The sequence below is a fragment of the Bradyrhizobium arachidis genome (assembly GCF_015291705.1).
Lineage (GTDB): Bacteria > Pseudomonadota > Alphaproteobacteria > Rhizobiales > Xanthobacteraceae > Bradyrhizobium > Bradyrhizobium arachidis.
Window position 1 is genome coordinate 7,907,560 of the sequence record NZ_CP030050.1, and the last position, 13,035, is coordinate 7,920,594.

Consider the following 13,035-nt stretch of genomic DNA (forward strand, 5'->3'; position numbering starts at 1 on the left):
AGCGGGGCGAGGTGAAGAGAGCGCGCGCCTCGCCAGAGTCACTTTGAAAGCATCCCCAAGACGTGGATGCCCGGCACGAGGCCGGGCATGACGCAACCATCAGACATCGGAGTGTTTGGTGTGAGCTGCGCGCTCAGGCGTGCTGCTCTTCGAGCGCGGGCTCGGCGATGAGGCCCAGCGTATGCTCGGGGTTGAGGTGCAGGCCGGGATCCATCAGCTCGCCGCGCATCAGCGCCAGCGGAGCGGAGCGATAGAGCATCAGATCGTGGAAGGGGTCGGTCAGGATCTTGGTCATCCAGACGAGGCCGGTCTCGACGTCGCGGATGAAGAACAGGTGCACGGTGCGGAACAGGAGGCCGCCGCCGCCGATCACGAGCCAGATATTGGCGACCTGACGCATGAAGTCGGTCGCGGTCGCCCAGGGCGTGAACAGGCCGAACAGCGTCGGATCGACCACCAGCACCAGCGGCGAGAGCGCCCAGATCGCCATCAGCACCACCTTGCGCTGAAGGTTGTAGCCGACCTTGATCTCTTCCTTGTGCTCGTGCGTCGCCTGGTTGATGTGGTCGTAATCGTGCGGCTCGAAGAAGAAATGACCGGCCTGACGCGAGGTCATCGAGACCAGCCAGCCGACCAGGGCGGAGATCATGGGGTCGACGAACAGCCAGACATAGGCGAAGAGAAAGCTCAGCGCGCTGACGAAGTGCAGGCTCTGATTGATGCGGCTGTGGTGATAGTAGCGATGGTCGTCCCAGCGCTGGATCCGCAGCTGCTCGAGATAGTTCTTGATCATGCTCTCCCCCAAAATGCTTCGGGTTCAGGATTTACAGGGATTCGATGTAGGCCGTGTGACATCATCATTTTGTCATATGACGATGTGCAGCGACGCGATGACGCACGCGAACACGTGAGCGGCGGAGCGAGCCGCCGCTCGTACGCAGCCCTGCTCAGGCTGCCTTGGCGACGTCGACCTTGCGGAAGCGCACCAGCGAGAAGTGGCCGAGCGGCGGAATCAGGCGGCGCTCGGCGAGCTCGATGCCATTGGCACCGGAGAGCCACTTCGCGTAACGCGACCAGGCGAACTCGGCGGTGCGGAAGCCGAGCGGACGCACCACCGGCTGGAGCTTCTGCTCGATGAAGCGGCGCATGCCGGTGTCGGCGCTGACGCGGGTCAGGATGATCAGCTCGCCGCCCGGACGCAGCACGCGGGCGAATTCGTCGAGCGCCTTCTCCGGATTCGGCACGGCGGTGACGACATACTGCGCCATCACGACGTCGAAGGAATTGTCGGGGAATTCGAGCTTCTCGGCGTCCATCACCGCGAGGCCCTCGACATTCTTGAGGTTGCCTTCGCTGACGCGGCGGCGCGCCTTGTCGAGCATCGCGTCCGAAATGTCGGTGCCGAAGATGCGAAGATGCGGAGCGTACAGCGGCAGCGAGATGCCGGTGCCGACACCGACCTCGAGCACACGACCGCCGATCTTGTTGGTGGCTGCGATCGCGGCCTGACGGCCCTTGGCAAACACACCGCCGAACACGAGATCGTAGACGGGCGCCCAGCGGTCATAAGCCTGCTCGACCGAGCCACGGGTGAGGTCAAGCTGCTGGGTGCCGTCAAGGTTCATGATCTTAGCCATCGATGAGGTTCTCGCTGTGGGTCAAAGCTATGGTCAACCGCGCACCGGCCGCCGCGCCATGACGGGCGAGGCGCGCAAGACGCGGCTGGGCTGAAGTGAGGTGAGATTGCCGACGAACTGGCGCGCGCTGTTCTCCCAGGATCGTTCGAGCGCGAAGTTGCGGCAGGTCTCGCGCGACATGGTGAGCGCGCGCAGGCACGCGGTACGCAGATCATGGTCGATCGCGCCGATCGGATGATCGGCGATGACGTCCTTCGGACCCGTGACGGGAAACGCCGCAACCGGCGTGCCGCAGGCGAGCGCCTCGAGCTGCACCACGCCAAACGTGTCGGTCAGGCTCGGGAAGACGAAGACGTCGGCGGCTGCGAGATGCGCGGTGAGATCCGCGCCCTTCTTCTCGCCGAGGAACACGGCATCGGGATACTTCTTTTCCAGCGCCGCCTTCTGCGGACCGTCGCCGACGACGACCTTGGTGCCGGGCAGGTCGAGCGAGAGGAAGGCGTCGAGGTTCTTCTCCACCGCGACGCGGCCCATGGTCATGAAGATCGGCCGCGGCAGGTCTAGCGTGGCTGGTGAATCAGGATGGAACAGCTCGGTGTTGACGCCGCGTCCCCAGAAGCCGAGCCGCTTGAAGCCGCGCTCCGAGAGCTCCTGCCGCAGCGAAGGCGTCGCCACCATGGTCATGGCGGCGGCATCGTGGAAGTGGCGCAGCACGGCATAGCCGACGGCGGCTGGGATGCCGGTCCGCACCGAGACATATTCGGGAAAGCGGGTCGTATAGGAGGTCGTGAACGCAAGGCGGTTGCGACGGCAATAGGCCCGCGCGGCCCAGCCGATCGGGCCTTCAGTGGCAATGTGCAGCGCGTCGGGCGCCGCCTTCTCGATCCGCCGCGCGATCTCCTTTCCGCTCGGCAGCGCGATGCGCAGGCCCGGATAGGTCGGCAGCGGCCAGGACCGGAAGCCGTCCGGGGTAAGGAAGTCGATCTCGACGTCGAGCGCCTTGGCCGCGTTGGCCAGCGAGGTCAGGGTGCGGACCACACCGTTGACCTGCGGATGCCAGGCGTCAGTCGCGATTAATACCCGCATGGGGAAATCCCGAGAGGTTGATGATTCTCGGCTTAGGACCATCAACCAAGGATATTTCAGGCGTGTGACGTCACATAAATGTCGGCCCGCTGTTTTGTTGGTTAACAGCCGCGCCCGGCCACGAAACTGTCATGAAACAATCCTTGCCGCGACGAAACCGTTTTCGGTTTTCCGCGCAAACGTCCCGAAACTTCTTTCCGTTAGGGATTTAGGCAACGGAGCACCGAAACGGTGCCGCGGTGGCATCACACCGAGCAAACAGGGGCGATCAATGTTCAATCTGGACACGTTCAAGACGTATTCGCGCGCCGTTGCTTTTGGCGCAGTCGCGATCTCCGCAATCGCATTTGCCGGCCCGGCCAAAGCCGCGCCCGTGCAGCTCTTCCCGTTCTTCCAGCCGCTGCCGCCGATGGCGGCGCCGCAGCCGCTGCAGCCCTATCAGCCCTACCAGGCGCCGACCTATCAGACCGCGCCGTCCGAGGATCAGGACGCGGTCGAGATGCCGGCACGCTTCCGCCGCCAGACCGTCTCCTACGCGACGCGTGAAGCGCCGGGCACCATCATCATCGATACGCCGAACACTTATCTCTATTACGTGCTCGGTAACGGCCAGGCGCTGCGTTACGGCATCGGCGTCGGCCGCGACGGCTTCACCTGGTCCGGCATCCAGTCGGTGAGCAAGAAGGCCGAGTGGCCGGATTGGACTCCGCCGCCGGAGATGATCGCCCGCCAGCCCTATCTGCCGCGCCACATGGCCGGCGGCCCCGGCAATCCGCTTGGCGCCCGCGCCATGTATCTCGGCGGCACCATCTACCGCATCCACGGCACCAACGCGCCCGAGACCATCGGCAAGCACGTCTCCTCCGGCTGCATCCGCATGACCAACCAAGACGTCACCGACCTCTATTCCCGCGTCAACGTCGGCACCAAGGTGATCGTGCTGCCGATGTCGGAGCGCCGCGCCGATCTCGGCGCCGCGACGCGCTAACGCGACAGGACATTGTGACGCAAACGGCCCCGGAACCCACCGGGGCCGTTTTCGTTTGCCCTCGACATTCCGGCGCGCCTGCTGCGGCGCGTTTCGCCATGGAGGTGCATATGCAACCACACCTGCAAGCCTTGCCCGGCACCTGGCTGCGCGGACTCGCCTGTGCCGGAGCGCTGGGGTTGCTCTTGTCCGCGCCTTCCTCGCGCGCGCAACAGCCGGCAGGCGGCGACGCAGCCCAGCAGGCCTTCAACAATTCCTGCCGGACCTGCCACTCCGTGAAGGAAGGCGACAACCGCCTCGGTCCCAATCTCAACAAGATCGTCGGACGAAAGGCCGGATCGCTGCCGGACTACAACTACTCTCCGTCGATGAAGGACGCTGGCTTCGTCTGGGATCAGGACAAGCTCACCCGCTTCATGGTCAAGCCGGACGAGGTCGTGTCCGGCAACAAGATGCAGCCCTATGGCGGTGTGTCAGCGGAGGAAGCGGCGAAGGTGGTTGCTTATCTGCAAGCGGCGCCAAGCGCGCAATAGCAGGCTGATCGGCAGCCAACCGCTCCACGGCGACAACCGACAATTGCGCCTCCGTGGCCCTCGTGGTCTTCTGAACCGGCGAGGGACGCCGAATGAGCACAACCATTCTCGAATATCAGGACAGCGCCGCCCGGCTCCGAGGCCTTCTGGTCGCGGATGACTCCGCCGCCTTCAGACGGCCCGGCATCGTCCTGTTTCCGGACGCGCGCGGCATCGGCACCCAGGCCATCGCCCGGGCCGAGCGCCTGGCCGCCCTTGGCTTCGCCGTGCTCGTGGCCGACCTCTACGGCGCCGGCAAAACGGCGCCCGACGTGCCGCAGGCGATCGAGCTCATAAACGCGCTCCGCGCCGACACCGCGCGCTGGCGCGAGCGGGCACAGGCAGCGCATCTGGCGCTGGCCGGGCACGCCGCGGTCGATGCCACCAAGCTCGCCGCGATCGGTTATTGCTTCGGCGGCACCACCGCACTCGAGCTGGCGCGTGCCGGCGCCAATCTTCTGGCAGTCGTGAGCTTCCATGGTGGGCTCACCAGCGAACGACCGGACGATGCCGTCAACATCAAGGCCAGGGTGCTGGTGTGTCATGGCGCTGCCGACGCGCTGGTGTCGCTGGCGCAGCTCGCGAGTTTCCAGGACGTCATGAGCAGGAGCAGCGTCGACTGGCAGGTCCTTGTCCAGGGCGGCGCGCCGCATGGCTTCACCAATCCGGAGCTCATCGAGTCCGGGCTTCCGAACCATGGCTATCACGAAGCCGCCGATCGCCGCTCCTGGGCTGCGATGCTCGGCCTGTTCGGGGAAGCCTTCGGAGTGGAGCTGCGCTAGCCAAACCCAGGGAATCCATTAGTCATGCCGCACGTCCCCACCACCGTCGCGATCAGGCTGCTCACGGCTTCCGACGCAGCTCCTTACCGCACCATCAGGCTGGAAGCCCTCGCCGCGCATCCCGAGGCCTTTGCCAGCGCGTTCGCGCGCGAGCAGGACAAGCCGCTTGCCTGGTTCGAGGAGCGTCTCACGACGTCGGATGTCTTCGGCGCCTTTATCGCGGAGGAGCTTGTCGGCGTCGCCGGCTTCTGGCGGCAAGAAGGCGCGAAGACCGAGCACAAGGCCGTTCTCTGGGGCATGTATGTACGCCCCGATGCGCGAAAATCCGGCGTGGGGCGTCGCCTCGTCGACGCGCTCGCGGCACATGCCGCAGAGCGGGTCGAACAGCTCCAGCTTGCCGTCGTCAGCGAGAATGCGGCGGCTATCCGGCTCTACACTGGCGCCGGGTTCGTTGAGTACGGCCGCGAGGTGAAAGCCCTCAAGCTGGACGGCCGATACTTCGATGAGATCCTGATGGCCTTGTTCTTTGACCGAAGCGGCAAGTGAAAAAGGCCATCCGGTTCTCACCGGATGGCGCCCGGTCACTCCGCGATCAGCCTCAGCCACGCCGCCGAATGAAACGCGCTCATCAAGAGATACATCGGCACCATCCCGCCGAGCACAGAGCCGTGTCCGGCGGCGCACAGCATGTCTGCCGGGCCGCCGAGCACCGCCGTCAGCACGGCCATGATCGCGAAGGTTGGTGTCGCCGCCAAGGCCAGCCATCTGGCGAGGTGGCGCAGGGCCACGATGCCATTGCGGCCGGCGCCGGCGGTTGCGCTGACGGGACTAGTCACGGCCTTCCGCGGCCTCCTCGCGAAACGCCTTCTCGCCGGCGTCCGAGATCTCGACCCATTTCTTGTCGGGTGCAGCGCCCTCGGTGTAGCTGTCGTGCCAGTTCCACCATTTGTAGGTCGGCGTCTGCGGATAGCCTTTTGGCGAGTCTTCCCAGACCTCCTGCCGGCCGAGCGGCGTGATGTCGAGATAGTTCCAGGTGCCGCCCATCTGCTCGTCGCCGCGGCTCTTGACGAAATAGGTGCGGAAGATGCGGTTGCCGTCGCGGAAGAACACGTTGGTGCCGTGCCATTCGTCGACGCCGAAATCCTTGTCGAAGCTGTCGGTGACGGTGACCCAGGGCATGGTCCAGCCCATCCGCTTCTTCAACCTGGCGATGTCGGCCTGCGGCGCGCGCGAGGCGAACACCAGCGTGGTGTCGCGGGCATTGAGATGCGAGACATGGGCGACCTGGTCGGCGACCATCGAGCAGCCGCGGCAGGCATGATCGGGCCAGCCGAACACGCCAGGCTCGAAGAAGGCGCGGTAGACGATCAGCTGCCGCCGCCCCTGGAACAGATCAGTCAGACTGACCTTGCCGCCGGGCCCCTCGAACGCATAGGTTTTGGTCACTTCCATCCACGGCATGCGCCGGCGCTCGGCGGCCAGGGCGTCGCGGGCACGGGTATGCGCCTTTTCCTTCACGAGCAGTTGCTGACGGGCTGCCTCCCAGTCCTGAGGCGACACCACCGGCGGTGTCTGCATGGCGGTCTGTTTGTCTGCTGAAGTCATCATGGTTCTCCAAAGCTCTTCCCTGAACGACCATTCCGCGTCTCACGGAACCGATCGCCCCTCGCCGCACATCGTCGGCCGTCAACGATTTCTGGCACCTCGCGGTTGCGCGGTGGGAGTAACAAGTGTGGCGGGATTTGAATGGAATCGCTGATCACGGCCGCGGCGCGCGCGTTGGAGGCCGGCGATCCGCTCGGCGCGCTGAACCGCGTTGCGCTGCGCAATGATGCACCCTCGCTGGCGCTGCGCGGCATCGCGATGGCGCAGCTCGGCGATCTCGCCAAGGCGAAGACGCTGCTGCGCAGCGCCGCGCGTGCCTTCGGTCCGCGCGAGGCGGTGGCGCGGGCAAGATGCGTCGTGGCCGAGGCCGAGATCGCGCTGGTCTCGCGCGACCTGAGCTGGCCGGTGAAGGCGCTCGCGGCCGCGCGCGCAACGCTCCAACAGCACGGCGATCTCGCCAACGCCGCGCATGCGGGCCACATCGAAGCGCGGCGCCTGCTCCTGGTCGGACGCGTCGACGAGGCCGAGCGGACGCTGGCCGGGCTTGGCACTCCCCCGCTCCCACCTGCGTCTCTGGCCATCCGCGAGCTCGTCGCTGCCGGCATCGCAATCAGGCGGCTCAGAACCAGAGACGCGCGCGCGGCGCTCGGCCGTGCGGCGCGCGCAGCGCGGCTGGCGAATATCCCGGCGCTCGTGGCCGAGGTCGGCAGCGCGAACCTCATCCTCGACACGCCGGCCGCACGGCTGATCGCGGGCGGCAACGAACATCCGTTGTTGCTCGGAGAGGTCGAACGGCTGGCGACCTCGACGGCACTGGTCGTGGACACCTTCCATCACGTCGTGCGCCGGCAAGGCGTTGCCGTATCGCTCGGAACGCGCCCGGTGCTGTTCGCGCTCGCGCGTCTCCTGGCCCAGGCGTGGCCCGCGGATGTCTCGCGAGAGATGCTGATCGCGGGGGCGTTCCGCGCGAAGCACGCCGATGAATCGCATCGCGCGCGATTGCGCGTCGAGGTCGGGCGGCTCCGCACCAAGCTGAAGCCGCTCGCCGAGATCAGCGCGACGAAGCAGGGTTTTGTGCTGGCGCCGCGCAAGACGCGCGACATTCTCGTGCTGGCGCGGCCCGTCGAGGAGAAGCACGCCGCCGTCCTCGCCTTTCTCGCCGACGGCGAGCCGTGGTCGAGCTCGGCACTCGCGCTGGCGCTCGGAACCAGCGCGCGCACCGTGCAGCGGGCGCTCGACGAGCTGGCGCGCTCGAACAAGGTGCAGTCGTTCGGACACGGACGGGCACGACGCTGGATGACGCCGCCCGTCCCGGGATTCCCGACAGGCTTGTTACTCCCCACGCCGCTGCTGAAGACGTAGGATTGCGGCACATCACAGGGATCGCGCACATGAAACGTTCAGCCGCCGAGATCGTCAGGGAGTACGGGCCGTTTGCGGGTGTCGAGGCCGTGCATGGCGTCACCTATGATGGCACCCATGTCTGGTTCGCATCGGGCGACAAGTTGAGCGCGATCGATCCCGCCAGCGGCAAGGTCGCGCGCTCGATCGATGTCGCCGCGCATGCGGGAACGGCGTTCGACGGCCGCCATCTGTTTCAGATCGCCGAGGATCGCATCCAGAAGATCGATGCCGCGACCGGCAAGGTGCTCAGCACGATCCCCGCGCCCGGCGGCGGCGGCGATTCAGGGCTTGCCTGGGCGGAGGGCTCGCTCTGGGTCGGACAATATCGCGAACGAAAAATCCATCAGGTCGATCCGGACACCGGAAAGATCCTCCGCACCATCGAGAGCAAGCGTTTCGTCACCGGCGTCACTTGGGTCGACGGCGAGCTCTGGCACGGCACCTGGGAAGGCGAGGACAGCGACATCAGGCGGATCGATCCCGAGACAGGCAAGGTGCTGGAGCAGCTCGACCTGCCCTCTGGGACGATGGTCTCTGGCCTCGAGTCCGACGGCGCAGATCGCTTCTTCTGCGGTGGTGGGGAGCGCGGCAATGTGAGGGCGGTCCGCCGTCCCAGGCGCTCGTCCCGCTAGCCGCGCAACGCCTCGCGCAGCAAGCCGGCGAAATCGCGGGCGATCTGCGACGGCTCCTCGTGCGTCGGGAACAGGATTGCTATCTGGTAGGAAATCGCCGGCTGCAGCGGACGCAGGACGAGGTCCGCCGTGAACGAACGGCTCACGACGGGATCGACGATACCGACGCCGCGGCCCGCCGCAACCAGCTCGCAAGCCGTGGAGAAGAATTCCGTCTCCGCAACCACATTCCAGCGTGCCCCGAAGCTGGAGAAGGCGGACGCAAGCTGCTGATACACGGGATCGCCGCGAAACAGCGTCACGAACGGCACCCCGTCGAGATCGCGCGGCGTCAATTGCTTTCGCCTGGCCAGCGGATGTCCCTTCGGCAGCATGCACATGCATTCGTATGAAAACACCTCCATGTGGGAGGTCGGGTAATCGAGCGGCAGCTCCGCCACCGCGAGATCGAACTGCTGCGTCGACATCAGCTCGCGAACGGAGGCCGAGTTGCGGGTGATGATCTTGGCCTGGAGCTGCGGCCGCTTCGCGGAGAATTTGGAGACCAGGCGCGGCAGCAGGCTGATCGACAGGCTGGGATAGGCCGCGATCGCAAGGTGCCCGCGGCTGCCGGACCGGATCTCGCCGGCAATGCGCGCGGCGTTCTCCACCGCGTCGAGGGCGCGCGCCGCCTCGACATAGAACAGCTTGGCCTCAGGCGTCGGCTGCAGCCGCCCGCCGCGGCGCACGAACAGCGTGAGCCCGGTCGCATGTTCGAGATTGGCGATCATGGTGCTGATCCCCGGCTGCGACATGCCCAGCAATTCGGCCGCCCGGGTCATGGTGCCGTGAAGCATCAAGGCGCGAAAGCATTCCAGCTGGCGTAGCCGCATCGCGAGGCTCCGGAAGAGGTTATAGGGAAATCATATATCGGATGTAAGTAATATTATTGGAATTGCATCTCGTCCAATGGTCCCTTCTCGCCACAGAGCGCCTTGAGGAGACTGGCATGAACGAGACTGCAAGGATCGGCCGCAAGCACCCACGACGGATTCCGGCGCGGCAGGGCATCGCGGCGGAAATGGTGGCCGGCCAGACCGCGACCATCCTGAACACCCATGGCAAGCAGGTTGTCGATACCTGGGCGTTCAACGCGGCCGACATGAGCGAGGTCATGTCGATGGAGCACAGCCGCACCGCGATGTTGAAGATCGCCCCGCAAGTCGGCGATACGTTCGTGACCAATCGCCGCCGCGCGATCCTGACGCTGGTCGCTGACACCACGCCCGGCGTCCACGACACGCTGATCGCCGCCTGCGATACCTATCGCTACCGCGACCTGGGTGCAGGCGCCGATCACGCCAACTGCACGAACAATCTCCACGCCGCGCTGGCCGCGATCGGGCGCAAGGCAGCGGAAGTGCCCTCGCCGCTCAATCTCTTCATGAACGTCCCGGTCGGCGCGGATGGCACCCTTGAATTCCGGCCGCCGACCAGCGAGGCCGGCCAGTATGTGAGCTTCCGTGCCGAGATGGATCTGGTCATCGTCTTCTCCGCCTGCCCCCAGGACGTGACGTCGGTCAACGGCATGGAGCCGACCGACGCGCATTTCCTGATCGATTGATCGCACCAGGCCGCCCGGGAGAAACCCCATGCGCAAATTACCGCCCCTCAATGCGATCCGGGCGTTCGAAGCCGCCGCCCGTCATCAGAGCTTTACGGCTGCCGCGGCCGAGCTGTGCGTGTCGGTCACGGCTGTGAGCCATCAGGTCCGGCAACTGGAAGCGCTCTTGAAGCGGAAATTGTTCGACCGCCGCGGACGAACCGTTGCGTTGACATCCGAAGGGCGGGCGATCTTTCCGTTGCTGCGGGACGGCTTCGATCAGCTCGCGAATGCCTTTGCCGGCATCCAGCCCCGCGCCGGATTGCAGGAGATCACCCTCTCCACGACACGCGCCTTCGCGGAACGTTGGCTCGTTCCGCGGCTGGAGCAGTTCAGCGCGCGGTTTCCGGCCATCATCGTGCATATCGACGCCACGGAAGACATCGTGACCCCGGGCACGCGCGGCGTTGATCTCGCCATCCGCTACGGGCGGTCGGACGGTGCTGAGCCGGCTGCCGTTTTGTTCGAGGATAGCTATATCGCGGTCGCCGCCAGCGGAATCTGTCCGCACAACGTCGCCTCGCCCCGCATCGACGACTTCGCAACGCGGTCGCTGCTGGCCTTTCGCTGGAAGAACCCGGCGCTGGAGTTTCCCGCATGGTCGGGCTGGCTCGCCGTCGCGCCGCGCGGCCGGCGCGCCAATTTTGCCATGTCCTGGTTCAGCGAAGAGACGCTGGCATTGCATGCGGCGGAGCGCGGGCTCGGACCGCTGCTTTGCAGCGACGCACTGGTGGACGATCAACTCCGTCAGGGGACCATGCGCCAGATCGAAGGACCTGCCCTGCCGGGCTTTGCCTTCAGGCTGTTGGAAGGCGCTTCGGTCGGCCGGCGCAAAGCGGTGGCCACCTTCACCGACTGGCTGCGCGCGGAAGCGGCAGGCTTCCGCGCGCGATCGTGGGCGCTCAGGGAACCACGGGCTGCGTGAAGTAGGGCAGCCTCTCGACGCGAACCTGGTAGGTCCCGGCGTTCACCAGCGCGTCGACATGGGCCGCGATCTGCTCGAGCGTGGCGAACCAGACCTTGCGGTTGGCGAGGACATCCTCGAGCCAACGCTCGACCACCCGCCAGCGCGCGAGCCTGCCGGTGAGGAAGGGGTGCCAGATTCCCATCCAAAATCCCCCCGCCTCGTACTGTGCCTCGAATTCCTCGAACGAAGCCGCAAGCCCCGCGCTCGGCGATTGCACCGGCATCATGTAGCCGATTTCGGCATAATGGGCGAAAGGCGGCCAGTCGTCCGCACCCCAATGCGGCGGCATCTCGTAGAGCTTTCCCTTCTGCGTTTGCATCAGATACGGAATGTCGTCGGCCATCAGCGATGAATCATAGCTGAAGCCGTGCTCGATCAGCAGTTCGAGCGTCGCTTGCGTCGCATTGTAGAGCGGCGCGCGGTAGCCGCGCGGCTTGCGCCCCGTCATCGCGACGTGGGTGCGAAGTGCACGTTCGAACCGCTCGCGTTGCAGATCCGGCCCGATCTCGGCCGGGTCCTCGTGAATGTAACCGTGGTGGCCGATCTCGTGCCCATCCTTCAGGATCGCCTCGACGGCGGCGGGATAATTTTCCATCGTCCAGGCCGGCATGAAGAACGATTGCTTCAGGCCAAGCCGCCGATACGTCTCGAGAATGCGCGGCACGGCGACCGTCGGACCGTATCGCCCCATCGTGATCGGATAGAGCCGGTTGTAACTGTCCTGGGGCCGCGCGACGTGGATGAGACTGTCCGCGTCGACGTCCAGGGTGATCGCGCAGGCGCACCGGGCACCGTTCGGCCAGGGAATGGGATTGGCTATCATGCTCGCTCTGCCGCTCTCGCTTCACTCGGCCGCAAGCCTATCATCCTGACCGACCCCGAGACACTGATCGACCAGCACGGGGATGGCGGCAAGCGCATCGGCAAGCGACTGCCGGTGGCGCTCGTCATCGAACTCCTGGTAGTCGACGGCAATGACATGGCTCTCCTTCACGCCGAGATAGTGGGCACAGGTGAAGATGTGGGTCTCCAGGTGATTCATCCGCTCGCGCACCCCGCCGGGCCCGAACCCGAATTCGCCGCGGGAGCTGAGCACCACCAGGGTCTTGCCGCTCATGACGGGCTCGAGTGGAAAATCGCCGCGCGCAAGATCGAAGCTGAATGTCTGGCCGATCCGGATCACCTTGTCGAACCATGATTTCAAGCCCGCGGGCATGCCGTAATTGTACATCGGTGTGCCGATCACGATGACATCGGCGCGATCGAGCTCGTCGATCAGTTCGTCCGACAGGCGAAGCTCCTCGTCCTGATCCGGCCGGCGCGCTTCGGGCGGCGTGAAAGCGGCGGCGACCCAGGCTTCCGTCACCAGGGGCGGCGGATTGCGGCCGACGTCCCGCGCCAGGACCAGTGTTTCGGGCTCGCGCTCGAGCCAATGTTCGACAAAAGCCTTGGACAGGCGGCGGCTGATCGAGCGCTCGCCGCGCACGCTGGCATCGATGTGCAGGATTGTCGTCATCACGGACCTCCGATTGTGCTGCATCCGGCGGCAGCATTGCCGATCGCACCCCAGAGGACGATTGACGATATCGGCAGCGGGCTTGAGAAAAACTCAAGATCAAAGCGGTGGCCTCGCCGCACGCAGGCCGAGCTGCTTGCCGTGCACTGCCGATGCATGATGCTGCACTTCGGCTCATCCAGGCTTGAGTATTTCTCATTAACG

At 65.6% G+C, this 13,035-nt stretch carries 16 protein-coding genes; 8 read left to right on the forward strand and 8 right to left on the reverse strand.

All coding sequences use genetic code 11. From position 1 onward, the window contains the following. Positions 1–133: 133 nt before the first annotated feature. The 3 genes from WN72_RS37245 to WN72_RS37255 form a co-directional block, all read right to left on the reverse strand. Positions 134–793: a hypothetical protein gene (locus WN72_RS37245; protein WP_092212721.1), complete on the reverse strand. Its 660-nt coding sequence runs from the start codon at positions 791–793 to the stop codon at positions 134–136. A gap of 154 nt (positions 794–947) precedes the next feature. Further along, positions 948–1,637, reverse strand: coding sequence for a class I SAM-dependent methyltransferase (locus WN72_RS37250; RefSeq protein WP_027560663.1), 690 nt, complete (start codon positions 1,635–1,637; stop codon positions 948–950). Positions 1,638–1,670: 33 nt separating this feature from the next. Further along, positions 1,671–2,723, reverse strand: coding sequence for a glycosyltransferase family 4 protein (locus tag WN72_RS37255; protein WP_167380617.1), 1,053 nt, complete (start codon positions 2,721–2,723; stop codon positions 1,671–1,673). A gap of 271 nt (positions 2,724–2,994) precedes the next feature. Between WN72_RS37255 and WN72_RS37260 the strand changes: the two genes are divergently transcribed. The 4 genes from WN72_RS37260 (at position 2,995) to WN72_RS37275 (ending at position 5,611) form a co-directional block, all read left to right on the forward strand. Continuing rightward, positions 2,995–3,711 (forward strand): L,D-transpeptidase, encoded by a 717-nt coding sequence (locus WN72_RS37260; protein ID WP_027560665.1) that lies wholly within the window; start codon positions 2,995–2,997, stop codon positions 3,709–3,711. A 110-nt stretch (positions 3,712–3,821) separates the two neighbouring features. Next, positions 3,822–4,244 (forward strand): c-type cytochrome, encoded by a 423-nt coding sequence (locus WN72_RS37265; RefSeq protein ID WP_035730888.1) that lies wholly within the window; start codon positions 3,822–3,824, stop codon positions 4,242–4,244. Positions 4,245–4,336: 92 nt separating this feature from the next. Further along, positions 4,337–5,065 carry a dienelactone hydrolase family protein gene (locus tag WN72_RS37270; protein ID WP_092212725.1) on the forward strand — a complete coding sequence of 243 codons (729 nt, stop codon included), beginning with the start codon at positions 4,337–4,339 and terminating at the stop codon, positions 5,063–5,065. A gap of 24 nt (positions 5,066–5,089) precedes the next feature. Beyond that, positions 5,090–5,611: a GNAT family N-acetyltransferase gene (locus WN72_RS37275; RefSeq protein WP_027560668.1), complete on the forward strand. Its 522-nt coding sequence runs from the start codon at positions 5,090–5,092 to the stop codon at positions 5,609–5,611. A 35-nt stretch (positions 5,612–5,646) separates the two neighbouring features. On the opposite strand, the gene WN72_RS37280 is transcribed toward WN72_RS37275, so the two are convergent. Together WN72_RS37280 and WN72_RS37285 are read right to left on the reverse strand one after the other, a co-directional pair. Then, a complete protein-coding gene (locus WN72_RS37280; protein ID WP_092212727.1) occupies positions 5,647–5,901 on the reverse strand; it encodes a hypothetical protein in 255 nt (84 codons plus the stop codon). Then, positions 5,894–6,673 (reverse strand): DUF899 domain-containing protein, encoded by a 780-nt coding sequence (locus WN72_RS37285; protein ID WP_027560670.1) that lies wholly within the window; start codon positions 6,671–6,673, stop codon positions 5,894–5,896. Before WN72_RS37285 ends, WN72_RS37280 begins: the two co-directional genes overlap by 8 nt. Before the next feature lie 138 nt (positions 6,674–6,811). On the opposite strand from WN72_RS37285, the gene WN72_RS37290 reads away from it, so the two are divergent. Beyond that, positions 6,812–8,032, forward strand: a complete 1,221-nt coding sequence (locus WN72_RS37290; RefSeq protein WP_027560671.1) for a hypothetical protein — start codon at positions 6,812–6,814, stop codon at positions 8,030–8,032. A gap of 29 nt (positions 8,033–8,061) precedes the next feature. Then, the gene (locus tag WN72_RS37295) at positions 8,062–8,706 is read left to right on the forward strand and encodes a Vgb family protein (protein ID WP_027560672.1); all 645 of its coding nucleotides are present in this window, start codon (positions 8,062–8,064) and stop codon (positions 8,704–8,706) included. Here WN72_RS37295 and WN72_RS37300 read toward each other — a convergent pair. Further along, positions 8,703–9,578 carry a LysR family transcriptional regulator gene (locus WN72_RS37300; protein ID WP_027560673.1) on the reverse strand — a complete coding sequence of 292 codons (876 nt, stop codon included), beginning with the start codon at positions 9,576–9,578 and terminating at the stop codon, positions 8,703–8,705. The genes WN72_RS37295 and WN72_RS37300 overlap by 4 nt on opposite strands. Before the next feature lie 116 nt (positions 9,579–9,694). Between WN72_RS37300 and WN72_RS37305 the strand changes: the two genes are divergently transcribed. After that, complete coding sequence (locus WN72_RS37305; RefSeq protein ID WP_092212729.1) at positions 9,695–10,309, forward strand: DUF1989 domain-containing protein; 615 nt, start codon at positions 9,695–9,697, stop codon at positions 10,307–10,309. Between the two features lie 28 nt (positions 10,310–10,337). After that, on the forward strand, positions 10,338–11,273 hold the full coding sequence (locus WN72_RS37310; protein WP_092212731.1) for a LysR family transcriptional regulator: 936 nt from the start codon (positions 10,338–10,340) through the stop codon (positions 11,271–11,273). Here WN72_RS37310 and WN72_RS37315 read toward each other — a convergent pair. Next, positions 11,251–12,138: a polysaccharide deacetylase family protein gene (locus WN72_RS37315; protein ID WP_092212733.1), complete on the reverse strand. Its 888-nt coding sequence runs from the start codon at positions 12,136–12,138 to the stop codon at positions 11,251–11,253. The two genes, WN72_RS37310 and WN72_RS37315, sit on opposite strands and share 23 nt — an antisense overlap. A gap of 21 nt (positions 12,139–12,159) precedes the next feature. Continuing rightward, a complete protein-coding gene (locus WN72_RS37320; RefSeq protein ID WP_092213071.1) occupies positions 12,160–12,831 on the reverse strand; it encodes an FMN-dependent NADH-azoreductase in 672 nt (223 codons plus the stop codon). Between the last annotated feature and the right edge of the window lie 204 nt (positions 12,832–13,035).

What these genes read in the sequence shown, in the direction of transcription:
- WN72_RS37270 (WP_092212725.1), top strand. Translation starts at nt 4,337, where the DNA reads ATGAGCACAACCATTCTCGAATATCAGGACAGCGCCGCCCGGCTCCGA.
- WN72_RS37275 (WP_027560668.1), top strand. Translation starts at nt 5,090, where the DNA reads ATGCCGCACGTCCCCACCACCGTCGCGATCAGGCTGCTCACGGCTTCC.
- WN72_RS37245 (WP_092212721.1), bottom strand. Translation starts at nt 793, where the DNA reads ATGATCAAGAACTATCTCGAGCAGCTGCGGATCCAGCGCTGGGACGAC.
- WN72_RS37265 (WP_035730888.1), top strand. Translation starts at nt 3,822, where the DNA reads ATGCAACCACACCTGCAAGCCTTGCCCGGCACCTGGCTGCGCGGACTC.
- WN72_RS37285 (WP_027560670.1), bottom strand. Translation starts at nt 6,673, where the DNA reads ATGATGACTTCAGCAGACAAACAGACCGCCATGCAGACACCGCCGGTG.
- WN72_RS37290 (WP_027560671.1), top strand. Translation starts at nt 6,812, where the DNA reads ATGGAATCGCTGATCACGGCCGCGGCGCGCGCGTTGGAGGCCGGCGAT.
- WN72_RS37315 (WP_092212733.1), bottom strand. Translation starts at nt 12,138, where the DNA reads ATGATAGCCAATCCCATTCCCTGGCCGAACGGTGCCCGGTGCGCCTGC.
- WN72_RS37260 (WP_027560665.1), top strand. Translation starts at nt 2,995, where the DNA reads ATGTTCAATCTGGACACGTTCAAGACGTATTCGCGCGCCGTTGCTTTT.
- WN72_RS37250 (WP_027560663.1), bottom strand. Translation starts at nt 1,637, where the DNA reads ATGGCTAAGATCATGAACCTTGACGGCACCCAGCAGCTTGACCTCACC.
- WN72_RS37320 (WP_092213071.1), bottom strand. Translation starts at nt 12,831, where the DNA reads ATGACGACAATCCTGCACATCGATGCCAGCGTGCGCGGCGAGCGCTCG.
- WN72_RS37300 (WP_027560673.1), bottom strand. Translation starts at nt 9,578, where the DNA reads ATGCGGCTACGCCAGCTGGAATGCTTTCGCGCCTTGATGCTTCACGGC.
- WN72_RS37255 (WP_167380617.1), bottom strand. Translation starts at nt 2,723, where the DNA reads ATGCGGGTATTAATCGCGACTGACGCCTGGCATCCGCAGGTCAACGGT.
- WN72_RS37295 (WP_027560672.1), top strand. Translation starts at nt 8,062, where the DNA reads ATGAAACGTTCAGCCGCCGAGATCGTCAGGGAGTACGGGCCGTTTGCG.
- WN72_RS37305 (WP_092212729.1), top strand. Translation starts at nt 9,695, where the DNA reads ATGAACGAGACTGCAAGGATCGGCCGCAAGCACCCACGACGGATTCCG.
- WN72_RS37310 (WP_092212731.1), top strand. Translation starts at nt 10,338, where the DNA reads ATGCGCAAATTACCGCCCCTCAATGCGATCCGGGCGTTCGAAGCCGCC.